This window comes from Streptomyces sp. SID5469 (genome assembly GCF_009862865.1).
GTDB classification, from domain to species: Bacteria; Actinomycetota; Actinomycetes; order Streptomycetales; family Streptomycetaceae; genus Streptomyces; species Streptomyces avermitilis.
In genome coordinates this window covers 3,727,917-3,751,971 of the sequence record NZ_WWIN01000001.1, presented here as the reverse complement: position 1 = coordinate 3,751,971, position 24,055 = coordinate 3,727,917, and the positions used below count along the sequence as shown (strand labels likewise).

21 protein-coding genes are annotated in these 24,055 nt (G+C 68.9%); 8 read left to right on the top strand and 13 right to left on the bottom strand.

What is annotated here, in order from left to right:
* Window positions 1-10 precede the first annotated feature (10 nt).
* From ptlE to gap, 5 genes are all read right to left on the bottom strand, one after another.
* Window positions 11-1,795, bottom strand: a complete 1,785-nt coding sequence (ptlE, locus tag GTY58_RS15725) for a neopentalenolactone/pentalenolactone D synthase (protein WP_010984425.1) — start codon at window positions 1,793-1,795, stop codon at window positions 11-13.
* 57 nt (window positions 1,796-1,852) lie between these two features.
* Window positions 1,853-2,665: a 1-deoxy-11-beta-hydroxypentalenate dehydrogenase gene (gene ptlF / locus GTY58_RS15720; RefSeq protein ID WP_010984424.1), complete on the bottom strand. Its 813-nt coding sequence runs from the start codon at window positions 2,663-2,665 to the stop codon at window positions 1,853-1,855.
* A 75-nt stretch (window positions 2,666-2,740) separates the two neighbouring features.
* Window positions 2,741-4,087, bottom strand: coding sequence for an MFS transporter (locus GTY58_RS15715; protein ID WP_244905198.1), 1,347 nt, complete (start codon window positions 4,085-4,087; stop codon window positions 2,741-2,743).
* Between the two features lie 165 nt (window positions 4,088-4,252).
* Window positions 4,253-5,110 (bottom strand): 1-deoxypentalenic acid 11-beta-hydroxylase, encoded by an 858-nt coding sequence (ptlH, locus tag GTY58_RS15710; protein WP_037648981.1) that lies wholly within the window; start codon window positions 5,108-5,110, stop codon window positions 4,253-4,255.
* Between the two features lie 360 nt (window positions 5,111-5,470).
* Complete coding sequence (gap, locus tag GTY58_RS15705) at window positions 5,471-6,475, bottom strand: type I glyceraldehyde-3-phosphate dehydrogenase (protein ID WP_010984421.1); 1,005 nt, start codon at window positions 6,473-6,475, stop codon at window positions 5,471-5,473.
* Between the two features lie 112 nt (window positions 6,476-6,587).
* Between gap and GTY58_RS15700 the strand changes: the two genes are divergently transcribed.
* Window positions 6,588-7,097, top strand: a complete 510-nt coding sequence (locus GTY58_RS15700) for a MarR family transcriptional regulator (protein WP_010984420.1) — start codon at window positions 6,588-6,590, stop codon at window positions 7,095-7,097.
* A gap of 333 nt (window positions 7,098-7,430) precedes the next feature.
* On the opposite strand, the gene sodN is transcribed toward GTY58_RS15700, so the two are convergent.
* Entirely contained in the window at window positions 7,431-7,826 is a 396-nt protein-coding gene (gene sodN, locus GTY58_RS15695) for a superoxide dismutase, Ni (RefSeq protein WP_004983535.1), read from the bottom strand.
* Window positions 7,827-7,971: 145 nt separating this feature from the next.
* Here sodN and sodX point away from each other — a divergent pair, with 145 nt between their 5' ends.
* Window positions 7,972-8,406, top strand: coding sequence for a nickel-type superoxide dismutase maturation protease (sodX, locus tag GTY58_RS15690; protein ID WP_010984419.1), 435 nt, complete (start codon window positions 7,972-7,974; stop codon window positions 8,404-8,406).
* On the opposite strand, the gene GTY58_RS15685 is transcribed toward sodX, so the two are convergent.
* Window positions 8,310-8,939: a CGNR zinc finger domain-containing protein gene (locus GTY58_RS15685; RefSeq protein WP_010984418.1), complete on the bottom strand. Its 630-nt coding sequence runs from the start codon at window positions 8,937-8,939 to the stop codon at window positions 8,310-8,312. The two genes, sodX and GTY58_RS15685, sit on opposite strands and share 97 nt — an antisense overlap.
* 110 nt (window positions 8,940-9,049) lie before the next feature.
* On the opposite strand from GTY58_RS15685, the gene GTY58_RS15680 reads away from it, so the two are divergent.
* Window positions 9,050-9,808: a class I SAM-dependent methyltransferase gene (locus GTY58_RS15680; protein WP_037648976.1), complete on the top strand. Its 759-nt coding sequence runs from the start codon at window positions 9,050-9,052 to the stop codon at window positions 9,806-9,808.
* Between the two features lie 128 nt (window positions 9,809-9,936).
* Here GTY58_RS15680 and GTY58_RS15675 read toward each other — a convergent pair whose 3' ends face one another.
* Genes GTY58_RS15675 through GTY58_RS15665 form a run of 3 tightly spaced genes read right to left on the bottom strand, consistent with a single transcriptional unit; the run spans window position 9,937 to window position 12,656 of the window.
* On the bottom strand, window positions 9,937-10,728 hold the full coding sequence (locus tag GTY58_RS15675) for an amino acid ABC transporter ATP-binding protein (RefSeq protein ID WP_010984416.1): 792 nt from the start codon (window positions 10,726-10,728) through the stop codon (window positions 9,937-9,939).
* Window positions 10,725-11,663, bottom strand: coding sequence for an amino acid ABC transporter permease (locus tag GTY58_RS15670; protein ID WP_010984415.1), 939 nt, complete (start codon window positions 11,661-11,663; stop codon window positions 10,725-10,727). The genes GTY58_RS15675 and GTY58_RS15670 overlap by 4 nt, the downstream gene beginning before the upstream one ends.
* 33 nt (window positions 11,664-11,696) lie before the next feature.
* A complete protein-coding gene (locus GTY58_RS15665) occupies window positions 11,697-12,656 on the bottom strand; it encodes an ABC transporter substrate-binding protein (RefSeq protein ID WP_010984414.1) in 960 nt (319 codons plus the stop codon).
* Window positions 12,657-13,247: 591 nt separating this feature from the next.
* Between GTY58_RS15665 and GTY58_RS15660 the strand changes: the two genes are divergently transcribed.
* From GTY58_RS15660 to GTY58_RS15645, 4 genes are all read left to right on the top strand, one after another.
* A complete protein-coding gene (locus GTY58_RS15660; RefSeq protein ID WP_010984413.1) occupies window positions 13,248-14,471 on the top strand; it encodes an NADP-dependent malic enzyme in 1,224 nt (407 codons plus the stop codon).
* A gap of 271 nt (window positions 14,472-14,742) precedes the next feature.
* Window positions 14,743-15,708 (top strand): zinc-binding dehydrogenase, encoded by a 966-nt coding sequence (locus GTY58_RS15655; protein WP_010984412.1) that lies wholly within the window; start codon window positions 14,743-14,745, stop codon window positions 15,706-15,708.
* Window positions 15,709-15,877: 169 nt separating this feature from the next.
* Entirely contained in the window at window positions 15,878-16,087 is a 210-nt protein-coding gene (locus GTY58_RS15650; RefSeq protein ID WP_010984411.1) for a helix-turn-helix domain-containing protein, read from the top strand.
* The gene (locus GTY58_RS15645; RefSeq protein WP_010984410.1) at window positions 16,087-16,653 is read left to right on the top strand and encodes a Clp protease N-terminal domain-containing protein; all 567 of its coding nucleotides are present in this window, start codon (window positions 16,087-16,089) and stop codon (window positions 16,651-16,653) included. The genes GTY58_RS15650 and GTY58_RS15645 overlap by 1 nt, the downstream gene beginning before the upstream one ends.
* Window positions 16,654-16,901: 248 nt before the next feature.
* Here GTY58_RS15645 and GTY58_RS15640 read toward each other — a convergent pair whose 3' ends face one another.
* The 3 genes from GTY58_RS15640 to GTY58_RS15630 form a co-directional block, all read right to left on the bottom strand.
* Window positions 16,902-17,978, bottom strand: coding sequence for a PadR family transcriptional regulator (locus tag GTY58_RS15640; RefSeq protein WP_010984409.1), 1,077 nt, complete (start codon window positions 17,976-17,978; stop codon window positions 16,902-16,904).
* A gap of 1 nt (window position 17,979) precedes the next feature.
* Window positions 17,980-19,002 (bottom strand): DUF4097 family beta strand repeat-containing protein, encoded by a 1,023-nt coding sequence (locus GTY58_RS15635; RefSeq protein WP_159029023.1) that lies wholly within the window; start codon window positions 19,000-19,002, stop codon window positions 17,980-17,982.
* A 444-nt stretch (window positions 19,003-19,446) separates the two neighbouring features.
* Window positions 19,447-19,629 (bottom strand): DUF6104 family protein, encoded by a 183-nt coding sequence (locus GTY58_RS15630; RefSeq protein ID WP_005312030.1) that lies wholly within the window; start codon window positions 19,627-19,629, stop codon window positions 19,447-19,449.
* A 1,474-nt stretch (window positions 19,630-21,103) separates the two neighbouring features.
* Between GTY58_RS15630 and fxsT the strand changes: the two genes are divergently transcribed.
* Window positions 21,104-24,055, top strand: a complete 2,952-nt coding sequence (gene fxsT, locus GTY58_RS15625; RefSeq protein WP_159029024.1) for an FxSxx-COOH system tetratricopeptide repeat protein — start codon at window positions 21,104-21,106, stop codon at window positions 24,053-24,055.

Here is a 24,055-nt window from a genome sequence, read left to right as displayed (position 1 = left end):
CTCTTGACACCTACCCTTCACGTAATTCGAGGTCGGCGAGGTCGTCCGCCTCTCGCCACCGTTTCAAAATATTGACGAATCCGACCGATCCGCCTCCGTAGCTGGAGTTGAGGATGGCCACATTTCGAGGGTTTCCCTCGTTGTTGAAAAGGCCCGGGGTGCAGGACTCGGTGAAGTCGAGGTTCCGGTTCGCCAGCCTGAGGATCGTCTCCACCCATTCCTTCTCGCCGGTGGCGGATGCTTCCACCACCTGCCGACCGCGCTGCTGCACGGCCTTGAGGATGTAGGCGACGTGTTTGCTCTGCTCATTGAGCATGTACGGCACATTGACGTGGAGACCCGACTGCGCCTTGGACAGGATGAAGCAGTTGGGGAAGCCGTTCACCTGGAGACCGTGGAAGGTGCGGGCGCCCTCGGCCCACTTCTCGGACAGTCGAATTCCGTCCCGGCCGACTATGCTGAATCCGGTGCGGTTCGTGTAGGGGACGCCGAATTCGGATTCGTAGCCCGAGGCGAAGATGAGGCAGTCGACCGGGTATTCCCGGCCGCCGGCCACCACGGAGGTCGGGGTGAGGCGCTCCACTCCGCGTCCCTGGGTGTCCACCAGGGTGACGTTGGGCCGGTTGTAAGTGTCCAGATATCCGTCGTGGAAGCACGGTCGTTTGCAGAAGAGCCGGTAGTACGGCTTCAGGGCGTCGGCGGTGTCCTTGTCGTGGACGATCGCGTCGACCCGTTTCCTCAGCTCCTCCATCTTGTGGAAGTCCGCGAGTTCGACGGCGGTGCCGATGTCCTTCGGGTCCGCGTCGGCCGCCGACTTCGGGAGGATCGCGGCGAGCTTGGAGGTGATCTCCGTCCAGCCGTCCTGGACGAGGTCCACGTCCTGGTCGACGCCCGAGGTCAGCGCATGGAAGTTGTCCATCCGCCGTTGCTGCCAGCCGGGTTCGAGCCCCGCCGCCCAGCCCGGGTCGGTCGGCCTGTTGTTTCGTACGCTGACGGTCGACGGCGTCCGCTGGAAGACGTAGAGATGCGCTGCCGACTCGGCCAGATGCGGGATGCACTGGACTGCCGTCGCACCGGTTCCGACGATTCCGACCCGCTTGTCCCCGAGTTTCTCCAGCCCGCCCGAGATGTCACCGCCGGTGTATGCGAAATCCCAGCGGCTGGTGTGGAACGAGTGTCCTTGGAAGGCCTCTGTTCCGGGTATCGAGGGAAGCTTGGGCCTGTGCAGGGACCCGATCGCCATGGCCACGAAGCGTGATCGGACGAGGTCCCCGCGGTCCGTGCGCACCAGCCATCGCGAGGAATCCTCGTCCCAGCTCAGCTCGGTGACGGAGGTCTGAAGCAACGCCTCGTCATAGAGATCGTATGTCCGCGCGATGGCCTGGCAGTGCTCGAATATCTCGGCGCCGGTCGCGTACTTCTCCGAGGGGAGGCGTCCCAGCTCTTCGAGAAGCGGCATGTAGACATAGCTCTCGACATCGCAGCGCAGCCCGGGAAAACGGTTCCAGTACCAGGTCCCGCCGACGTCCCCGGCCTTGTCGACGAGTCGGATGGTGTCGAATGCGCACGCCTCGCGCAGCCGGGCTCCCAGAAGCAGTCCGCCGATTCCCGCGCCGATGATGGTGACATCCACTTCGTCGGAAACGGGAGCCCGCTCGATCGGCTTCGCGTGAGGATCGTCGGCGTAATGGGCGAATTCCCCCTGCGCACTCAGGTACTGTCGGCCACCATCGGCCTGCACGCGCTTGTCGCGTTCCTCCCGGTACTTCGCTCTCACTGCCTCGATATCCACCACGGTATCTCCCTCATAAAGATATCGGTGCGGTGGGTTTCTGCCCGCGAAACCCGGTGGTCATGGGCGAGAACTGTTAACGCTCGGTGAAGAGGATTCGGTCCAGTACTTTTCCCGTGCCAGATGGCGCCATACGTCGTTGAATTGATCGCCGAGCCTGGTTTGGGCATCGGCGTTGGTGAATATGTAGAAGCGGTCCGAGCCCAGCGCGTTCCACACCGCGTCGGCCGCTTCGTCCGCGCTGATCGTCGTGTTCCCGGTCGCGTTCCGGGGAGCGACAAGACCCCGGGTCATCGGTGTGTCGACCCGCCCCGGGCAGAGAACCGAGACCCGCACGGGAGTGCCGTCGAGGTCCGCCCGAAGGCTTCGGGCCGCGGCCAGGTCCGCATGCTTGGACGCGGCGTACGACGCGGTACCCGCGCCGACGACGAACGCGGACATCGAGGCGGTCTGCACGAGGTGCGAGGGGCGCCCGCTGTCGAGGAGGCGCGGCACGAAGGCCCGCGCGACATGGACGTGCGCCCAGTAGTTGACGTCGAAGACAGCGTGCATCTCGTCCAGGGGAACGCTCCACAGCGGCATTCCGACCGGTCCGACGACGCCTGCGTTGTTGCAGACCACGTCGATGTCGCCGAGCCGCCCGAAGGCCGTGTCGGCCAGCTCCTGAACCGCGGCCGGGTCGGTGAGGTCGGCGACCACGGCGGTGACGTCCGCGCCGTGCGCGGCCAGCTCCTCGACGGCCCCGGCCAGGCCGTCACCCGCGATGTCCGTCATCACGACCCTGGCGCCCGCTTGTGCCAGTCGGGCGCTGAGCGCGAAACCGATGCCACTCGCCGCGCCGGTCACGACGGCCGTACTCGGTTGAAGGTGCATGCAGCTTCTCCACGTGTGTCGGCGAGCGGTTCTTCCGCGTCTGTCGGCCGGCGCGGCTCGGGCAGCGGCTGTCGGCTAGCGCGGCTCGGGCAGCCGCAGGCTCAGGGCGAAGATGACCGCGGAGAACAGGGCCAGCAGAACGAGGACGAGCACCGCCCCGGACGCGTCGCCGAGCGAGCTCGCGAGGGTGAGGTAGAGGGTCCCGCCGACCGTGACGCCCAGGGCCGTTGCCGTCTGCTGGCTGGTGACCAGCACTCCACTGCCGGTGCCCGCCGACGCGGGGGGTACGTCGGCGAGCACCATCCTCAGCAGTGTCGGTCCGATCAGAGCCTGGCCGATGCCGGTGAAGGCGAGCACCGCCAGGACCAGCAGGAGCGGCAGATGCGGCCACTCCACTCCGATCAGGAGGGCGAGCAGCAGCAGGCCCGTGCCCTGGACGACCGCGCCCACCGACACGATGCGCCGGCCGATACGGGCCGTGATCTTCGGGGTGAACAGCGAGACCACGAAGAAGGACGAGGCGAACGGGGACAGCACGCCGGCCGAGGCCAGCGCCCCGAGGCCCAGCTTGTCCTGCGCGACCAGGGTGTAGACGAACAGGAAGCTGCCGAACCCGATGGAGAAGGGCACGACCGCCATCAGCCCCGTGCGCATGCTGTGGCGGGCCAGGATCGAGGGGGGAAGCAACGGTGAACCGCCCCGGGCCTCCAGCCCGCGCTCGACCCTGACCAGAGTCACGGCCGCGACGGCGGCGACCACCAGCAGTGACCACAGCCAGACCGGCCAGCCGAGCGACCTGCCCTCGACGATCACCATCAGCACGCAGACCATGGTCACCCCGAACAGGGCCGTGCCGAGCAGGTCGAGGCCCGGTTTCCGGTCCGCCTTGGTGGCGGGCATGCGCCGGACCAGCAGCAGCGCCACCAGACCGATCGGCACATTGATCATGAACACGGATCGCCAGCCGGAGTCGCCGATGTCGAGCATCAGCAGGAATCCGCCGATGATCTGTCCGGCCACCGCCGCGATCCCGGCGGTGGCGCCGTAGAGGCTGATCGCCCGGGCGCGGGACGCGCCGTCGGTCGCCGCCTGGATGGTGCCCAGCACCTGCGGTACGAGCATCGCGGCGGCCGCGCCCTGCAACAGACGGGCGGCGATGAGGAAGGTGACGTTCGGCGCGAAGCCGCACAGTGCCGACGTGATCGTGAACGCGATCAGGCCGTCACGGAAGAGACGTCGTCTGCCGAACGCGTCTCCCAGACGCCCGCCCATGACCAGGCCGAGCGCATAGGTGATTCCGTAGCCGGACACGACCAGCTCCAGCTCGGCATCGGATGCGTGGAGGTCGTGTTTCACCGTGGCCAGCGCCACGTTGACGATGAAGAAGTCGGCGATGGACAGCGCGAAGCCCGTCAGGATCACTGCCAGGCCGGCGCCCGATAATCCCGCTGGTTTGTCACTGCCCTGGCGGACCAGATCTTCCTTTTCCACCGGGCCACCTGCGGGCGACGTCTCTGAAGTCAAATCCATACCTCTGTTTTTCGAATCGACGCCCGCCGGGGAAAATCTCCGGGTGGGGGTTGGTCGTCATTCCACGTCGGTGGGGGTACCGGTGATCTTCGCCATGATTCCCTTTGACGCGTCCTTTGCCGATTCCGTCCAGGGCGTCATTGCGTTGAAGCCGCGGTGGGATTTCGCGGGCTGTACCCGGGTGTCCATCGACATCCGCATGAGGCGCGGGTCCTTCGACAGGTTCGGAATTGATTTGTGGCACATGTGCGCATGAAAGAGGAGGATGTCTCCCGGCTCCATGGGGGAGTGCAGCAGGTGTTCGTCCTCACTCACCTCCGTCGGCGGAATTCCGCGCACCGGGTGGCCGAACCTGCGGAAGGACTCGTTGAGCACGTGGTCGCGCTTTCCGCGCCGGTGGCTGCCGTCCGCCAGCGCGACACCTCCGGACTCCCTGGTCGTCCGTATCAGGGGGATCCAGAAGGTGCGAAAGTCCTGGTTGGGCCCTATGTAGAAGCCGTCCTGGTGAAACGGCGTCAGGTAGTGGAAGGACGGCTCCTCGGAGCCCGCCTGCGACGGGTAGTACCGGATGGTCGTGGAGAGGAACACGAATACCGGCTCGCCGAACACCTGCTCGAAAACCTTGATGGTCGACGGGTTGTTCCAGAATGCGTCGTATTTGACGTAGTCGTGCATGGCCACTTCGTCGACCGACTCGAAGGAGTCGATCGTGAGTTCCTCGAGCGTGGCGTGCGGATCCGCGGCACCGAGCGCGACGAGTCCTTCCCGCATCTGCTCCGCCACCGTTTTGACGAGGTCACGGTCGAGTACGTTCCGCAGGAATAAGTAGCCGTGTTCCTCGTAGAAGCTGTCGAGTGCCGCTCGGTCGCCGAGCAGAGGAGTGCAGTCCGTGTAGTCCCCAGTCACGTTCGTCACAGATTCATCTCCTTGTGAGACCTCAGTGGCCGTGGTACTGCAATCAAACACTACCGCGCATTGGGGGCGCAATGCCATAACGATTTGCGGATATAGTGTGCCGGTTCCGGCCGACTGGCTTGAATTCGTGCATGTGGAGACTTTCGTTCACCAGGATTTAACCAGAACCGTTGCCGCGCCCATGTGTGATGACCGGCTCTCCTTTGTGTGCACGGCCGGCGGCTGATATCGGCAGTAGTGAATACACGCTCTGCATAAAAGGCCTGAAATGCATGGTTGAATTCACCCGGGAAGCGGCCGCACACATGCGGAGTCCGGCGGGGCGTCGTTGCCCGCCGGACTCCGTCGTTGCCGCTGCCGTCAGAGGGTGTCGCCGACCAGCAGGGCCAGGTCGATGAGGCGGTTGGAGTAGCCCCACTCGTTGTCGTACCAGCCGACGACCTTGACCTGGGAGCCCAGTACGCGGGTCAGCTCGGCGTCGAAGACGCAGGAGGCGGGGTCCCCCGCGATGTCGGTGCTGACGATGGGGGCCTCGGTGTAGGACAACAGACCCTTGTACGCGCCGGCGGCGGCCTTGGCGTACGCCTCCTTGACCTCTTCCACCGTGGTGCTGCGGCTGGCGGTGACCGTCAGGTCGGTGACCGAGCCGGTGGGGACGGGGACCCGCAGGGCGAAGGCGTCGAGGCGGCCCTGGAGTTCGGGCAGCACCAGGCCGATGGCCTTGGCGGCTCCGCTGGAGGTGGGCACGATGTTGAGGCCCGCGGCCCGGGCACGGCGCAGGTCCTTGTGCGGGGCGTCCTGGAGGTTCTGGTCCTGGGTGTAGGCGTGGACCGTGGTCATCATGCCGGACTCGATGCCCACGGCGTCGTGCAGCACCTTGGCCAGTACGCCGAGGCAGTTGGTGGTGCACGAGGCGTTGGAGATGATCGTGTGGCGCTCCGGGTCGTAGGCGTCCTGGTTCACGCCGAGCACGACCGTGACGTCCTCGTTGCTGGCCGGGGCCGCGATGATGACCTTCTTGGCGCCGCCGTCCACGTGCGCGCGGGCCTTGGCCGCGTCCGTGAAGATGCCGGTGGACTCGATGACCACGTCCACGCCCAGGTCGCCCCAGGGCAGGGCGGCGGGGTCGCGCTCGGCGAGAACCTTGACGGTGGTGTCGCCGGCGCGGATCGCACCGGGTTCCGCGGTGACCTCCTCCGGGAAGCGGCCCAGGATCGAGTCGTAGGCCAGCAGATGGGCCATGGTCGCCACGTCGCCGAGATCGTTGACGGCGACGATCTCCAGATCCGCGCCCCGGGTGGCTGCCGCGCGGAAGACGTTGCGTCCGATCCGCCCGAAGCCATTGATGCCGACACGAACAGTCATGGATCCCTCTCCTAGCGCTGACCAGGTATGACGCGCCCCGCGGGTGGCGGCACACGGGGCATCCGCCGCAACAGCATAAGCAGCTTACATAAGTTCACGATATATTTCTGGGGTGCACGACACCAAGAACCAAGATGTGAACGAAGAGCTCAACGACGAGCTCGCCGAAAAGCCGGGCGAAGAGGCGCACGCCGAGCTGGACGTGGACGCGTTCACCACGGCGATCGAGAACTTCAACCGCTTCTACATCCGGCTCCCGATGCTGGAGAAGCTGTCCTTCACGACGCTGTCGGTGCTGGACACCCTCGCGTTCGGCGGCAGCCCGATGCGGCTGACCGATCTGGCCAGGACCGAGCAGGTCAGCCAGCCCGGCATCACGCAGCTGGTCACCCGGCTGGAGCGCGACGGGCTGGTGGAGCGCCGGTCCGACCCGAGCGACGGCCGCGCCGTCCTCGTCCACATCACCGAGGCGGGCCGCAAGATCGGCCGCTCGCGCCACGAGGACCGGACGCGGCACCTCACCCCGCTGGTGGCCCAACTGGCCCCCGAACAGCGCCAGGCGATCGCCGACGCCCTGCCGGCCCTGGCCCGCCTGGCGGAAATCGGACGGGGCCGACCCTAGGGGCGCCCGGGGGAGACGTCGCACTCGGACAGGGACCTCGGTGTCGAGGCGTCGGGTCCGTGACGCCGGGTCCGAGGCGCCGGATCCGTGATGCCGGGTGTGTGGCGTCGGGTGCGTGATGCCGGGTGTGTGACGTCGGGTCCGAGGCGCCGGGTGTGTGACGTCGGATCCGTGACGCCGGATCCGTGACGCCGGATCCGTGACGTCGAAGTCGAGACAAAAAAGACCGCACCCGGACCGTCACGGCCGCCGTGTTCGGCGGCCCACGGGCCGGGTGCGGGCAGGAAGACCGAGCGACCGACAGGGTCGCGGGTCAAACGGCTTGATCCAGGATCAGGCCTTCTTGGTCTCCCAGAAGATCTTGTCGATCTGGGCGATGTAGTCCAGCGCCTTCTGGCCCGTGGCCGGGTCCGTGGACGCCTTGGCGGCCGAGAGGGCCTTCAGGGTGTCGTTGACCAGCTGGTGCAGCTCCGGGTACTTCTCGAAGTGCGGGGGCTTGAAGTAGTCGCTCCAGAGCACCGACACGTGGTGCTTGGCGAGCTCGGCGCGCTGCTCCTTGATGACCGTGGCGCGAGCCTGGAAGTGCGGGTCGTCGTTGCCGGCCATCTTTTCCTGGACGGCCTTCACCGACTCCGCCTCGATGCGGGCCTGGGCCGGGTCGTACACACCGCAGGGCAGGTCGCAGTGCGCGCTGACCTTGACCTTGGGGGCAAACAGGCGGGAGAGCATTGAGCTGTCCTTCCTCGTGATCGTCTTCTCAGGTGGGACATTACTCCGTAGGAGACGTCTTTTCGCGAGTGCCCCCATGGGCTTACGACAAAAGTCCAGGGTGAAACTGGGACTGGTGGAGGATCGGACCGGGGAGGTGCCGGTGATGCCGGAGCTGTCGCAGGAGACCGAGCGTGGGAGGGCCGTGCTGCCGTTCGGGGCGGCCGAGGTGACGGGACCGTCGATGGTCCCCACGCTTCAGCACGGGGATCGGCTGCTACTTCAGTACGGGGCGCGCGTCAGGCCCGGCGACATCGTCGTGCTGCGGCATCCCTTCCAGCAGGATCTGCTCGTCGTGAAGCGGGCCGTGGAGCGGCGCGAGGGCGGCTGGTGGGTGCTCGGGGACAACCCCTACGCGGGCGGGGACAGCACCGACTACGGCACCGTTCCCGAGGAATTCGTCCTCGGGAAGGTGCGGTTCCGGTACCGGCCGCGCAAGGAGGGTCAGCGCTCGCCGTTCGCGCTCGCGCTCTGGGCGCTCTCGGCCGCCCGGCCCGTGCTCTCCGTCCGGTCCGCCTCCAGGCGCTTGCGGGCCCGGTAGGCGGCCACGTTCGCGCGGGTGGCGCAGCGGTCCGAGCAGTAGCGCCGGGAGCGGTTCGTCGAGGTGTCCAGATAGGCGTTGCGGCACGGCGCCGCCTCGCACAGGCCGAGGCGGTCCACGCCGTACTCGGTGAGGTGGAACGCGAGGCCCATCGTGGCGATCGCCGCGTAGCCCGCGGTCGCGTTGGACGGGTGGTCGGCCAGGTGCATGTGCCACAACGGGCGCCCGTCGTCGTCCCGGTGGTCATGGCCCGAGATCTGCGGGCTCACCGGGAATTCCAGCAGCAGCGAGTTCAGCAGGTCGACGGCGAGCGTCTCGTCGCCGCCGTCGGCCGCCTCGAAGACCGCGCGCAGGCGCGCGCGGACCGAACGGAACCGCGTCACGTCCGCGTCCGTAGCGCGCCGGGCCGCCGACGCGTTGCCCCCGAAGAGGTCGCGGACGGCCTCCACCGAGGTGAGCGCGTCCTTGCCCCGGGCCGGCTCCTCGCTGTTGACGAGACGTACGGCGTAATCCGAGTAATAGGCCAGTTCCACTTGTAGTCCTTACGAGGGCGCTCTATCGTCGTGCGTGCGGTCAGGTAACAGCTGATCGTGCTTCCAGGGTATTACGGGTAAGGGTGCGGCCGAGCGAAGAAGGGGCTTCCATGACCACGACGACCGGAACCGACTGGCACGCCTGGCAGGAAAGCTGGGACCGGCAGCAGGAGTGGTACATGCCGGACCGCGAGGAGCGCTTCCGGATCATGCTCGACATGGTCGAGGCGCTCGTCGGCCCCGAGCCGCGCGTTCTCGACCTCGCCTGCGGCACGGGCACCATCACGGCCCGCCTGCTCGCCCGTCTCCCGAACGCGACCAGCACCGGCGTCGACCTCGACCCCGCGCTGCTCACCATCGCCGAGGGCACGTTCGCGGGCGACGAGCGGGTCTCCTTCGTCACCGCGGACCTGAAGGACCCCGAGTGGCCCGCCCGGCTGCCGTACGACGCGTACGACGCCGTACTCACCGCCACCGCCCTCCACTGGCTGCACAGCGAACCCCTCGCGGCCCTCTACGGTCAGGTCGCGGAGCTGGTCCGCGACGGCGGTGTCTTCATGAACGCGGACCACATGATCGACGAGTCGACGCCCCGGATCAACGCGGCGGAGCGGGCGCAGCGGCACGTCCGTATGGATCAGGCCAAAGCGGACGGTGCCCTCGACTGGGCCGAATGGTGGGCGCTGGCCGCCCAGGACCCGGTGCTCGCGGCCCCGACGGCCCGCCGCTTCGAGATCTACGGGGAGCACGCCGACGGTGACATGCCGTCCGCCGCGTGGCACGCGCGCGTACTGCGCGAGAAGGGCTTCGGCGAGGCCCGGCCGGTGTGGCGCTCGCCCTCGGACACGCTGATCCTCGCGGTCAAGTGAGCCCTGGAGGGCCCGGCACGGTGGTCAAGATCTGACCCTGCGCCGCTCCCGTGACGGCGCATGCCGAAGGGCGGTACGGGAATCCCGTACCGCCCCTTCACGCACGTACCGCTACAGCACCTTCGACGCTAGAGCACCTTCGACAGGAACGACTGCGTCCGCTCGTGCTGCGGATTGGTCAGTACGTCGCGGGGGTGGCCGGATTCGACCACGACACCGCCGTCCATGAAGACCAGCGAGTCACCCACCTCGCGCGCGAAGCCCATCTCGTGCGTGACGACGATCATCGTCATGCCGGACTCGGCGAGGTCGCGCATGACGTCGAGGACGTCACCGACCAGTTCCGGGTCGAGCGCCGAGGTCGGCTCGTCGAAGAGCATCAGCTTCGGGTCCATCGCCAGGGCCCGGGCGATGGCCACGCGCTGCTGCTGGCCGCCGGAGAGCTGCGAGGGGTAGTTCTTCGCCTTGTCGGCCAGGCCCACGCGCTCCAGGAGCTGGCCCGCGCGTTCCCGCGCCTTGGCCCTGCTGACGCCCTTGACCTGGACCGGCGCCTCCATGACGTTCTCCAGCGCCGTCATGTGCGGGAACAGGTTGAAGCGCTGGAAGACCATGCCGATGTCGCGGCGCTTGACCGCGACCTCGCTGTCCTTCAGCTCGTACAGCTTGTCGCCCTTCTGGCGGTAGCCGACCAGCTCGCCGTCGACGGACAGACGACCGGCGTTGATCTTCTCCAGGTGGTTGATGCACCGGAGGAACGTCGACTTGCCGGAGCCGGAGGGGCCGATGAGGCAGAACACCTCGCCGGTCTTCACCTCCAGGTCGATGCCCTTGAGGACTTCCACGGCGCCGAAGGACTTGTGGACGCCCTCGGACTTCACCATCGGCGTGGTGGCGTCCGTCTTGGTCACGTTGGCGGTCATGCCGTGCCTCCCCTCGGGCGGCCCAGCGAGAGCATGTTGGCCTTGATCTTCTGGAACGGTGTGGCCGGCAGACTACGGCTGGAACCGCGTGCGTAGTACCGCTCGACGTAGTACTGCCCGATGCTGAGGACCGAGGTCATGATCAGGTACCAGGCGGCGGCGAGGAAGAGCATCTCCACGGGCGCGCCGGACGTCTGGCCGATGTCCTGGGCGTAGCGGAAGAGTTCCGGATACTGGACGACCGACACCAGCGAGGTCGTCTTCAGCATGTTGATGACCTCGTTGCCCGTGGGCGGCACGATCACACGCATCGCCTGCGGGATCACGATCCGGCGCAGGGTTTTGTTGTGACTCATGCCGAGCGCGTGCGAGGCCTCGGTCTGGCCCTCGTCGACCGAGAGCAGGCCCGCGCGGCAGATCTCCGCCATGTACGCGGCCTCGTTCAGACCGAGTCCCAGGAGCGCCGTCAGCAACGGCGTCATGAAGCTCGACCAGTAGTCCTTGTAGATCGGACCGAGGTTGATGTACTCGAAGACCAGGCCCAGGTTGAACCAGATGATGAGCTGGACCAGGACCGGGGTGCCGCGGAAGAACCAGATGTAGAACCAGGCGATGGACGACGTCACCGGGTTCTTCGACAGGCGCATGACGGCCAGCAGGATGCCGCCGACGATGCCGATCAGCATCGACAGCACCGTCAGCAGGAGCGTCTTGCCGACGCCCGTGAGGATGCGGTCGTCGAAGAAGTAGTCCGGTACGGCGTGCCAGTTGATCTTGCCCTGGCCGAACGCGTAGATGATCGCGATCAGGATCGCGATGGCGATGACGGCGGAGACATAGCGCCCGTAGTGCCTGACCGGAATGGCCTTGATGGCTTCCGGCCCGCCCGGGGGAGTGCCCTCCGGGCCCGTCGTCTTGTCGATGTCAACAGTCACGGATGTTGCCTTTCAGTGCCCGTGGATTCCGGGTCACTTGCCGCCGTTGATCTGGGCTGCCTTGACGGAGCCGTCCTCGACGCCCCACTTCGCGATGATCTTGTCGTACTCGCCGTTCTTGATGATCGCGTCGAGGGCGGCCTGAAGGGCGTCCCGCAGCTGGGTGTTGGACTTGGCGACCGCGATGCCGTACGGCGCGGCCTCGACCTGCTCGCCGACGATCTGGAAGTCCTTGCCGCCGCCGGAGGTCTTCACCGCGTACGCGGCGACCGGGAAGTCGGAGGAGCCGGCGTCCGCACCGCCCGCGCGCAGGCGGGTCTGGGCCTGCTGGTCGTTGTCGAAGGCCTGGATGGAGATGGTCTTGCCACTGGGACACTTCTTGGCCTCGGACTTGGCGAGGTCCTCGGAGACCGTGCCGCGCTGCAGCACGAGCTTCTTGCCGCACAGGTCGGACCAGGTCTTGATGTTCTGGGTCTTGCCCTTGGGGGTGTAGATCGACACGCCCGCGGTGAAGTAGTCGATGAAGTCGACGCCCTCGCCCACCTTCTTGCCGGTGGTGGAGTCGACGCCCTCCTGGCGGTCCTTGGTGTCGGTCATCGCGGACATGGCGATGTCGTACCGCTTGGAGCGCAGACCCGTGATCAGGGTGTCGAAGGTGCCGTTCTGGAACTCGAATTTCACCCCGAGCTGCTTGCCCATCGCCTCGGCCAGGTCCGGGTCGATGCCGACCGTCTTGCCGGAGTTGTCCTTGAACTCGACCGGCGCGTAAGCGATGTCCGAACCGACCTTGACGACACCCGCGTTCCGGACCGACTCGGGGAGCTTGTCGGCCAGCGGTGCCGAGCCCGACGAGCTGCTGCCCGATTCGTTGCTCTTGCTCTTGGTCTGGTCACCGCAGCCGGTGAGCAGCAGCGTGCCCGCGACCGCGATCGCGCCGACCGCAGCTATCCGGGAGCGTATGGCGGTCGAACGGCGGATGGTGCTTGCGGTCATGGTGAGTTCCTCCGGCGGGAAGGTATGGAGTTGCCGATGGCCGGCGTTGCTGCCGTTGGGTCGACGAGAACACACACCATCGGGTGTCGCGACCTCGTGTGATTACGGGCATCCTGCCATTCGGACTGCGCCATTCAGGGGGCCGACTATGTCAAAATCGGATAACGGGTGATCCTCGAACTGCTTCAGGCCGGTACATCAAGGCCGGACCATATGCGGGAATCTTTCCTTCCGGCCGGAAGATCTTCGGTGCGTCTCACGATGCGGTCGGTCGTAACTCCGCATGTACGGCCTTATGGACGTGGCGGACATGTCCGGGGGCTTGTGTGCATATTCGGTCATCACCAGCCGTGATCGGCCAGGAGACATCTCGTCGGCGTGTGACCTTCGCGTTATGGACTCGTCCTCGATGCGGTCCGTCGGGTAAGAAGGTTCTTTACACCCCTCATCCGGGGCTCAGGGCGCGTGTGCGGCGCGCCCGTCGCGTAGCGGCCCGTACGCAACCACGGCGGCTGGGCCTACGCGGTGCCCGCCCACCCCTCACCAGGAGTGGACACCCTCAACCCATGAAGACTTAAGGGGTAAAACAAAGTGGCAGCGGAGATCGTCAATCCTCGCAGCGACAGCAGTACGGATCAGGAAGGCGGGGCGGAGCCCCTCGATTCCTTCGATCCCGCGTTCGCGCTGCATCGTGGTGGCAAGATGGCCGTGCAGGCCACCGTGCCCATCCGCGACAGGGACGACCTGTCCCTGGCGTACACGCCCGGCGTCGCGAAGGTGTGCACCGCCATCGCCGAGCAGCCCGAGCTGGTCCACGATTACACGTGGAAGTCGTCCGTGGTCGCGGTGGTGACCGACGGGACGGCCGTGCTCGGGCTCGGGGACATCGGTCCCGAAGCCTCCCTTCCGGTGATGGAGGGGAAGGCGATTCTGTTCAAGCAGTTCGGCGGGGTGGATGCCGTGCCGATCGCGCTGGGCACGACGGACGCCGACGAGATCGTCGAGACCGTCGTCCGGCTCGCGCCGTCCTTCGGCGGGGTCAATCTGGAGGACATCTCGGCGCCGCGGTGCTTCGAGATCGAGCGCAAGCTCCAGGAGCGGCTGGACATCCCGGTCTTCCACGACGACCAGCACGGTACGGCCGTGGTGACACTGGCGGCCCTGCGGAACGCCGCGAAGCTGACCGGGCGGACGCTGGGCGAGCTGCGTGCGGTGATCTCCGGCGCGGGTGCGGCCGGCGTCGCCATCGCCAAGTTCCTGCTGGCGGCGGGGCTCGGGGATGTCGCGGTCGCGGACCGCAAGGGCGTCGTGTCGAAGGACCGGGACGACCTCACGCCGGTCAAGCGCGAGCTCGCGGAGATCACGAACAAGGCGGGCCTGTCGGGCTCGCTGGAGTCGGCTCTCGCGGGCGCGGACGTCTTCATCGGGGTCTCCGGCGGTACGGTGCCGGAGCCGGCGGTGGCTTCGATGGCGGAGGGCGCGTTCGTCTTCGCCATGGCCAACCCGAACCCCGAGGTGCATCCCGAGATCGCGCACAAGTACGCGTCCGTGGTGGCTACGGGCCGGTCCGACTTCCCGAACCAGATCAACAACGTGCTGGCGTTTCCGGGGATCTTCGCGGGGGCGCTTCAGGTGCGCGCGTCGCGGATCACGGAGGGGATGAAGATCGCGGCGGCGGACGCGCTGGCCGATGTGGTCGGTGACGATCTCGCCGCGGACTATGTGATTCCGTCGCCGTTCGACGAGCGGGTGGCGCCTGCGGTGACCGCGGCGGTGGCCGCGGCTGCCCGGGCGGAAGGTGTGGCTCGCCGCTGAGCGGGTTTCTGGTGGCCCCGCCCGTTTGGGCGGGGCCATTTTTTTCTTCGCGCGGGCGTCCGTGCGGGTGATTTTCGGGCGGGGGGCCGGGGGCGGGTGCGCGGTGACATCTGGAGGCGCGCGCGGGTCGCGCCCTGCTTCGTCGGTGAGGCGCCCGTCCCGACCCGTGTGTCGGGTGCCGGCCGTGGTGCCGGTGCCCGGGGTGTGACGGGACGCGTGTCACAGGCGGTGCCGGTTCCGTCGGTGGGGTGCGGAGCCTATCGTCAAGGTCATGTTCGCTGCCTACGCCGCCCGAATCGACCGTGACCAGCCGCTCAGCGGCCTGGAGTTGGGGGAGCGCCCGGCCCCCGAGCAGAGGCCCGGCTGGACCACCGTGAAGGTCAGGGCCGCCTCCCTGAACCACCACGACCTGTGGTCCCTCCGCGGCGTCGGTCTCTCCGAGGACAAGCTCCCGATGATCCTCGGCTGTGACGCGGCCGGCGTGGACGAGGACGGCAACGAGGTCGTCCTGCACTCCGTCATCGGCCAGACCGGCCACGGAGTCGGCCCGAACGAACCCCGCTCCATCCTCACCGAGCGCTACCAGGGCACCTTCGCCGAGCAGGTCTCCGTGCCCACCTGGAACCTCCTCCCCAAGCCCAAGGACCTGTCCTTCGAAGAGGCCGCCTGTCTGCCGACCGCCTGGCTGACGGCGTACCGCATGCTCTTCACCAACGCGGGCGTACGCCCCGGCGACTCCGTGCTCGTCCAGGGCGCCGGCGGTGGCGTCGCGACGGCCGCGATCGTGCTCGGCAAGGCGGCCGGGCTGCGTGTCTTCGCCACCAGCCGTGACGAGGCCAAGCGCAAGCGGGCCGTGGAGCTGGGCGCGGTGGAGGCGCTGGAGCCGGGGGCGCGGCTGCCGCAGCGGGTGGACGCCGTCATCGAGACCGTCGGCGCCGCCACCTGGTCACATTCCGTGAAGTCGCTGCGGCCCGGCGGCACGATCGTCATCTCCGGCGCGACCAGTGGAGACCGTCCCTCCCACGCCGAGCTCACCCGCATCTTCTTCCTGGAGCTGAAGATCGTCGGCTCCACGATGGGCACCAAGGACGAGCTGGAGGACCTGCTCTCCTTCTGCGCCGCCACCGGCGTACGTCCCGTTATCGACGAGGTGCTCCCGCTCGACCGCGCACGTGAGGGCTTCGAACGTCTGGAGTCGGGCGACCTGTTCGGCAAGATCGTACTGACCACGACCTGACGGCTGTTCGCTCCTCCCGTCTCCCGTCTCCCGTCTGCGGCGGGCCCGGTTCACCGGGCCCGCCGTTCGTGTGTCCGCATCCGGACGTGTGCCCCGTATCGGACCTGTGTCCGCACCGGATGTGTCAATCGTGGTTGACAAAACCTCCTTGTCAACTTAAGTTGACAGTATGACCGAAGCAACGGATCTCGCCGAGCGCGCGGGCGACCGCGATCCGCGGATCGGGCTGCGGGCGGTCTCCGCGCTGCGGAGGCTGCTGGAGCAGCTGGAGGCGGTGCAGGTGCGCAGTGCGCGCAACCAGGGCTGGTCGTGGCAGGAGATCGCCGCGGAACTCGGAGTGAGCAGGCAGGCCGTGCACAAGAAGTACGGGAGGCAGTGATGTTCGAACGGTTCACGAAGGACGCCCGCGCCGTGGTCACGGGCGCGGTCGGGCACTGCGAACGGGCGAGGGAGGAGAAGGTCGACGAGGCGCATCTGCTGCTCGCACTCCTTGACCGCGAGGCCAGCCGTGGCTCCTTCGCCCTGGCGTCGCTCGGGCTGGCGGGCCGCCGCAGCGAGGTGGAGCGGGACCTGGCCGAGGCCCGCCGCCGGGGTGGCCTCTCCCGCGCCGACGCGGAAGCCCTGACCGGCCTCGGCATCGACCTCACGGAGATCGTCTCCAGGGTCGAAGAGGCTCATGGGGCGGGCGCGTTGGCGGTCGGCGGGACGGGCGGCGGGCGCCGGGGGGCGGGGCGACGCCCCTTCACTCGCGGCGCCAAGGACCTCCTCACGGAGTCCCTCCGTATCGCCGTCGCCCACCGCGACCGGCATATCGGCGACGAACATCTGCTGCTCGCCCTGACCGCCCGCCCGGGCGTCCCGGCCGAGGTTCTCGCGGATCACGGGGTGACGTACGAGGCGGTGACGCGCGTGTTGTACGGCGGGGGAGCGGCGAAGGCCGGGTGAACTGCGGGCGGCGCGTTCGGGGGGCATTTCGGGACGGCGGCGGTGCCCTGTCGGAGGCGGGCCTTTGGGGTGGGCGCCCCGGCTGTCCTGGACTGCTGAAGCGTTTCCCGGAGTGCTCGGCCCGGCCCCGCTGACCGCGACCGGTTTCCCGGACGGCCGCGACCGGCCGCCCGCTGACCGCGACCGGTTTCCCGCACGGCCGCGACCGGCCGCCCGGTGGCCGTGGCCGTGGCCGAGCCGGGTGATCGTCAGGCCTTCGGGGTGCGCAGAGTTGCGCCCAGGTGTGCCGCTGCCGTCGACAAGTGGCGCCGGGCGTAGCGCAGTTGCTCCTCCGTCACCCCGTGGTCGCGGGCGGCGTCGCGGATGTCGTCACGGAAACGGTCCAGGAGACGGTCCAGGTCGCGGGCGGGGTCGCCCGTGGAGTCCTCGTGCGCCCAGGCCGGTTCGTAATCGGCGGGGAAGTCCTCCGGCGTGACCGAGTACTCCGCGCCGGCGGTCGGGCCGGTGCCGGCGTCGGCCGGTGTCCTCGGGCCCTCCTTCGTCTCGGTGCGGCCGAAGCCGAAGTCCTTGCCGAACTCCCTTCCGAAGTCCTTCCCGAATTCGCCGAACTCCTTGGCGAGTTCGCTCAGACCGTCCCGTACGCCCGTCGGCCAGTCGCCTCGCGCGAAGTGGTCCTGGACCTGCTCCTGGACCCGCCTGGCGATGCGCTGCAACTCTTCCTGAGCCTGGGCGCGTGCGTGCTCCTGCGCCTCCTTGGCCTGGTGGCGCGCCCGCTGGGCCTCCTCGCGGGCCCGCCGGCTCTCGTCCTTCGCGCGCCGGGCCTGCTCCTTCCACTCCTGCTTGACGCGGCGCATCTCCTCCTTCGCGACGCGCCAGGACTCCTTGTCGCCGTACTCCCCGTGGCGCCCGTCGTCCTTGGCACCTGCCTCGGGGCCGCGCCGGGCCTCGGTCGCCGCCGCCCGCATCTCGCGGCGCAGATCACCCGCGGCGCCGCGCACGTCCGCCCGGATCTCGGCGGCCAGCTCAGCCACCGACTCGCGGATCTCCAGCTCGAGGTCGGCCAACTCACCTTGCCGGTCCGCCAGTTCGGCGCGGCCCGCGTCCGTGATCGCGTAGACCTTGCGGCCGCCCTCGGTGGTGTGCGTGACCAGTCCCTCGGCCTCCAGCTTGGCGAGCCGGGGATAGACGGTGCCCGCGGACGGCGCGTACAGCCCCTGGAAGCGCTCCTCCAGCAGCCGGATCACCTCGTAGCCGTGGCGCGGCGCCTCGTCCAACAGCTTCAGCAGGTACAGGCGCAGGCGGCCATGGGCAAAGACGGGAGGCATGTCAGAGCCCCTTCTTCTCGGTCGGGCCGTCGGTGGAGTCCTCGTCGGGCACCGCGTCCTTTGGCACTGACGCCGTGCGACGCGTGTCCTCGGGCTGATGCGCGTCCTCGGGCCGGGGCGTGTCCTTGGGCCGGGGCGTGTCCTTGGGTCGGGGCATGTCCTTGGGCCGGGGTGCGTCGCCGGGTGTCGGCGGCTCCGCGTCCCATGGCTCGTCCTCCGCCTGAGGGCGGCGCAGCAGGGCGATGGAGCCGGAGACGGTCATCGCCTTGAGCTTGCCGCTGCCCGAGCCGAGCCGGCCGGTGATCTTGTGCGCGCCCCACGGCCCACTGACCCGGAGGTCCTCGAAGGCGTTCGACACGGTGCCGCTCGTGGTGTTCGCCTCCACCTCCATGTCCGCGGGGTGGGGCAGCCTGATGGCGATCTCCCCGGAGACGTTCGACAGGTGGATGTCGGTCGGACGGTCCGCCGGGTCGAGGTCGACGATCATGGAGCCGCTGACCGACTCGGCCCGCACGGAGGGGCCCGAGCCCTCGACCACGGTCAGGTCGCCGGAGACGGAACTGAAGCGCAGATCGCCGGTGACGCCCTGGGCCTCCACGCTCCCCGAGACCGTGGAGGCGTGTACCGGGCCCGAGAGCCGCACCAGCGTCGTGTCGCCGGTGACGCCCTTCACCTCCGCGGGTCCGTCGATCCCGGAGACCACGGCGCCGGCGCCGACCACACCCACCTCCACGCGCGTGCTCATCGGGACGGCGAGCGAGACGACCGCGCTACGGCGCCAGCCCTTTCCGTCCAGCCACTTGAGGAAGCCCTTCCAGGGAAGGTCGTCGTACGCCACCGTGAGGGTGCCGCCCTTCTGCGTGACCGTCAGCGGCGGGCCCTCTATCGCGGACACCTCGAGCCGGGCGGAACCCTCCTCGGTGCCCACGACGTTCACCGTTCCGTTGACGATGCGCACATGGAGTGCCGTCACGGGGTCGTCAAAGGTGAGCTTCCTCGGCTCTGCGACGGACCACTCGGACATGGTGCAGACCTCCTCGGCCGGAGCAGGGTGCGACACGTCATATCGCGTCTTCCGGTCTCTCCCTAAACACGATATATCGCGGATGTCGAAAGTCAAGACACCCGTTCTGGTGAACACCTGGGGGGTGAAAGGGGTGAATGTGCCCAATATGGACGCATGTCGGCGGAAGGGGCCCCAGCCCGGGCGCGCGACCGCGCTGTCGGGTCCAGCCCGTCAGTAGTCGGGCCGCGTACGGAAGCGCAGCGCGGGCCGTCCGGCCGCGAGCGCGCCGCTGCTGACGCATGGCGCGCTGGAACGGGCGTACGACCTCACGCACCCGCGCGGCCGACCTGTCCATCCGGCGACCGCTCCGCGTAGCTTCCCCTGAGGGTCCACCCGAGCGGGTACCCCTGCCGGCCCACCCGCGTCGCTACCCCCGAGGGCCGATGAGGGGCCGAGGAGGGCCTACTCCTCGTCGTCCTCGTCGTCCAGTCGCGCCAGCCACGTCGCCAGCCGCTCCACCGGCACCTCGAAGTCCGGATTGAGATCGACGAACGTACGCAGCTGCTCGGCGAGCCACTCGAAGGTGACCTCTTCCTCGCCGCGCCGCTTCTCCAGCTCCTCGATGCCACGGTCGGTGAAGTACAACGTGCTCTCCGTCAGGTGGGGACAGGCGGGGCCTGCCGGAACGCAGTACCCCGCGGTCTCACCAGGATAGGCGCGGCCCGGCGGCCCCCGCTCGCACGGGTGGCCGGGCCCCCGCACAGGTAGGCCGGCGCTCACGCGCACGTGCGTACCACCGCCGGACCACCGCCCGCCGCGCCGTCACGACCCGTCCGTACCGATCTGCAGCAGCCACGACACGACGGCGCGTACGCCACCCGAGACGGCCGCGCCGAGCAGAGCGAGCGAGGCCTTGAGAGCGTGCTTGCGGTTCATGAGCGTTTCCTTTCGCGTGTGCGCCCGGAGATGAGCGACTTGATGCGTCAACTCTGATAGGGCAAAGGGGTGTTGCGTGAAGCGCTACGCGTTGCGGATGCTGTGGGACACGGCCGGAGCGGAGCCCTGGGGGTAGGCGCGAGTGGACGAACGACCCGAAGGCGGCGACGCGCAGGGAGCACGCGAGGGGCGCGATGCCCGCGGGGACGGTGAGCCGGACGAGGTGGTGTCGGGGGAACTGCTCCCCTACGACGACATCGCGGGCGTCGCGGCCGCGAGCGTCGGCCTGCACGCGCTCGCGGACGACCTCGCGGGTGAGCGCCGTGAGCTGGCCGTCGAGCTGCGCAAGTTCTTCGTGGTGCTCAGGCTCTCCGTGCGCCGGTACGCCGCCCTGCGGCCCTACAGCCCGAGCAGTGTGAGCCGCTATCTCAGCGGCGACCTCGTGGCACCGGACCACTTCGTCGCCACGCTGATGGACGACGTCGGCAGGGAACTGGGGCGCCCGCTGTCGGCGCAGGCGCGTGGCCGGGTGACGGGGCTCCAGCGGGCGGCCCTCCGGTCGAGCAACAGCCGTGCCTGGAAGGTGCAGGAGCTGGAGGACCGGTTGGCCGCGGCCCATCAGGACGCCCAGGTGGCCAGGACCCAGGCCGACGCGGTGGCCACGCTGCTGCACGCGGAGCGGCAGCGTGTGGCCGGGGTGGAGGAGGAGCGTCAGGAACTCGCACGGACACTGGAGGCCCATCAGGCCACCAGCGGAGCCGAGCTGGACGTGTTGCGCGCACAGCAACACCGGGTGCGCGCCGAACGCGACACGCTGCGCCGCCGGGTGGCAGACCTGGAAGCGGCGCTCGCGGCCGCCGAACACCGTGTTGCGGAGGCCGAGCAACGCTGCGCGGACCTGGAGCACGAACTGCTCACCGCGGACGCGGCGGCAGCCGCCGAGGAGTCCGCGGCCGCCGAGCAGGAACGGGCCCGGCAACAGGCCGAACTCGGCAGTCTGCGCGACGAGGTGGCGCGGCTGAGGGTGGCTGCCGAGCGGGTCCCGGAGACCTCCCCGGCCAGGGGAACGCAAGCCCCTCGCACCTCGGTCCACGGGGCCGAAGCCGACGCGACGGGCCCGGTTTCAGGCGATCGGTCCGCGGCCGCCCCTGCGGATGTCCCTGGTGCGGCATCGAGTGTCACGATCGTCTACGCCGGGTTCAACCGGGCCTGGGCGGCCTGGATCGGAGACCGTCTGGAGCGGTGGGGTGTGCGCGCCGTACTCATGCTCTGGGATGTGCCGGCCGACATCCCGCTGATTGATCTGCTGCGCGATCTGAAACTCGCCGAGGGCCGGATCCTCATCGTCGTCAGCGAGTGGTACTTCCAGTTGGGCCTGCGCTCCCACGACGAGTGGAACGAGGCCCTCCGGGAGGTCGTGGCGCCCGACCCGTCCCGGTTCGTGGCCGTCTCGGTCACCAACGCGCCCGTGCCCTCGGCCGCGGCGGTGCTCGCCGCGGTCGATCTGACCGACACGGGCGCCGACGAGGCCGAACGACGACTGCTGGCCCGGCTCGTCGGTCTGCCCGGTGACTCGCTGCCCGCGGCCTCGGGCGGCGAGCGGCGCGGGCCGCGCTTTCCGGCCGCCACACCCGAGGTGTGGGGCGGAGTGCCGCGCCGCAACACCCGCTTCACGGGACGTGAGTCGCTGCTGAGCGACGCCTACAGCCTGCTGAAGGGCGCCGAGCCGGGTGCGGGCGTCCTCACGCTGCACGGCATGTCAGGCGTGGGCAAGACCCAGCTCGCGGTCGAGTACGTGTACCGGTTCAGCTCCGAGTACGACGTGGTGTGGTGGGTCGGCGCCGACAACCGGGGGGTGTTCCGGCAGACACTCGCCGAACTCGCCTCGCGACTCGGCCTGTCCACGGGTGCCGAGTACGGCGAGCGGCTGCGTGCGGTGCGGGATTCACTGCGCCGGGGCGACCCGTACGCGCGCTGGCTGCTGATCCTGGACGGCGCCGACGACCCGGACCAGATCGAGGACCTGGTGCCCACGGGACCGGGGCACGTACTGATCACCTCCCGCAACCTCAAGTGGGGCGAACACAACAGCGAACTGCTCGAAGTCCCGGTCTACGACCGGCCCGAATCGGTGGCCTTCATCAGGCGCCGCGCACCACGGCTGGCGGAGGCGGACGCCGACCGGCTCGCGGAGGCCTTGGAGGATCTGCCGCTGCTGCTGGACCAGACCGCGGGCTGGCTCAACGACTCGGACCTGTCCGTCGGGGAGTACATCGCGTTGCTGGACGGAGGCATCGACCAGGACGTGGTCAAGGTCTCCGCGGACTTCCCGATCGCGTTCCGGACGGCCTGGTCGATCCTGCTGAACAAGGTCCGCGAGACCGTCCCGGAGGCCGTCGACCTGCTGCGTCTGTGCACCTTCTTCGCTCCCGGCCTCATCCCCGTACGGTTCCTCAGGGAGATGCCGCACAACGAGTTGCCGGAGACGATCACCGGGCTGCTCAACGACCGGCTGCTGTGGAACAAGGCGATCCACCAACTGCGTCAGTACTCCGTCGTCCGTCTGGAGTCCCATGAGGCGGCCACCGACGGGAGCACCTCTTCGGGGGAGTCGCTGTACCTGCACCGGATGGTGCACCAGATCGTCCGCAACGACATGCCGGAGGACGAGCGGCATGAGTTCGCCGCCGTCGTGCGGCGCGCACTGGCGAGCGCGGACCCCGGCCGTCCCACCGACACCCGCCACTGGGGCGAGTACGCGGAGATCGTCCCGCACCTGAAGTACGCGGACGTACTCGACAGTCCTGACCCCGGCGTACAGCGGCTGGTCCTCAACTGCCTCGGCTACCTTCACCTTTCGGGCCGGTACGCGGCCGGTGTCGAGCTCGCCGAGCGCGCCCTGGAAGCCTGGCGGGAACTGCTCGGTGACACCCATCCCGTGATCTGGGAGCTGACCGCCCACCACACCAACCTGCTGCGCTCGACCGGGGACTACCGGCGGACGGAGGCCGTCGACCGGGCGGCCGTCGAGCACCTGCGGGAAGAGCGCGGGGAGCTGGACCCGGACCACTTGCGCGCGGCTGCCGGCCTGGCCGCCGACCTGCGGGGTCTCGGCCGCTACGGGGAGGCGCTGGAGCTGACCCGGCGGCTGCTCACGAGCTGCCTCGACCTCCTCGGGGAACAGGACTCGCGGACCCTCGACGCTCAGCACGACCTGGGGTTCTCGTTGCGGCTGCTCGGCCGCTACGAGGAGGCGCTGGACGTCGACCGGCGGACGCTGGAGGCACGTCGGGCGCTGCTGAGCGGGCGGCATCCCGGAATCCTCCTCTCGGAGACCTCCTGCGCGACAGACCTGCGTCTGCTGGGCCACTACGCCGAGGCGGAGTCGGCCCAGGCGACGAACGCGCGGGCGCAGCGCGCCGTGATGGGCTCCGACAATCCGCAGACCCTGCGCGCCGAGCACAACCTCGCGCTGTGCCAGTACCGCGCCGGCGACCGGGAAAAGGCGGGGAAGCTCTTCTCCCGCGTACTGGAGCGCTACGAGCGGACCCTGGGCGAGACCGACCCCCTGACGCTGGCCGCGGCCGTCAGCCAGAGCTGCTTCGCACGCGAGTACGGCGACATCGACCAGGCGGGCGCGGCGAGCGAATCCCTCATCGCCCGCTACGAAGCGATGCTCACCGACGGACATCCGTTCACCATCGGCGCCCGCGCCAACCACGTGTTGCTCCTGCGCCAGGTCGGCGCACGCGACGAGGCGCGCTTCGGGGCCGAGAAGGCGCTGACGGCCATGGCGGCGGCGATGGGCGAGAGCCACCCCTGGACCCTGGGCTGCGCCATCAACGCCGCCGCCGTGCGTCAATTCATCGGCGACGTCGAGTCGGCGGCCGAGCTGAGCGGGAGCACGGTCGCACGGGCCACCGACGCACTGGGCCGCACCCACCCCCTCACCCTGTCCGCCCGGGTGGCCCAGGCCGCGGACCTGCGTGGCCTGAGGGAGCACCGGCGGGCCGAGGAGATCGAGCAGGAGGTGCTTGCGGATCTCGCCGCGACGCTGGGCTCGCGACACGTCCACACCGTCTCGGCCCGCTCCCGCAACCGCCCGTACTGGGACTTCGAACCGCAGCCGACCTGA

Bases quoted from the DNA above. Each gene is read 5' to 3' on its own strand.
- sodN (WP_004983535.1), bottom strand. From the start codon at position 7,826: ATGCTCTCCCGCCTGTTTGCCCCCAAGGTCAAGGTCAGCGCGCACTGC.
- GTY58_RS15680 (WP_037648976.1), top strand. From the start codon at position 9,050: ATGACCACGACGACCGGAACCGACTGGCACGCCTGGCAGGAAAGCTGG.
- sodX (WP_010984419.1), top strand. From the start codon at position 7,972: ATGCCGGAGCTGTCGCAGGAGACCGAGCGTGGGAGGGCCGTGCTGCCG.
- GTY58_RS15650 (WP_010984411.1), top strand. From the start codon at position 15,878: ATGACCGAAGCAACGGATCTCGCCGAGCGCGCGGGCGACCGCGATCCG.
- GTY58_RS15640 (WP_010984409.1), bottom strand. From the start codon at position 17,978: ATGCCTCCCGTCTTTGCCCATGGCCGCCTGCGCCTGTACCTGCTGAAG.
- GTY58_RS15655 (WP_010984412.1), top strand. From the start codon at position 14,743: ATGTTCGCTGCCTACGCCGCCCGAATCGACCGTGACCAGCCGCTCAGC.
- ptlF (WP_010984424.1), bottom strand. From the start codon at position 2,665: ATGCACCTTCAACCGAGTACGGCCGTCGTGACCGGCGCGGCGAGTGGC.
- GTY58_RS15635 (WP_159029023.1), bottom strand. From the start codon at position 19,002: ATGTCCGAGTGGTCCGTCGCAGAGCCGAGGAAGCTCACCTTTGACGAC.
- GTY58_RS15665 (WP_010984414.1), bottom strand. From the start codon at position 12,656: ATGACCGCAAGCACCATCCGCCGTTCGACCGCCATACGCTCCCGGATA.
- GTY58_RS15645 (WP_010984410.1), top strand. From the start codon at position 16,087: ATGTTCGAACGGTTCACGAAGGACGCCCGCGCCGTGGTCACGGGCGCG.
- gap (WP_010984421.1), bottom strand. From the start codon at position 6,475: ATGACTGTTCGTGTCGGCATCAATGGCTTCGGGCGGATCGGACGCAAC.
- GTY58_RS15675 (WP_010984416.1), bottom strand. From the start codon at position 10,728: ATGACCGCCAACGTGACCAAGACGGACGCCACCACGCCGATGGTGAAG.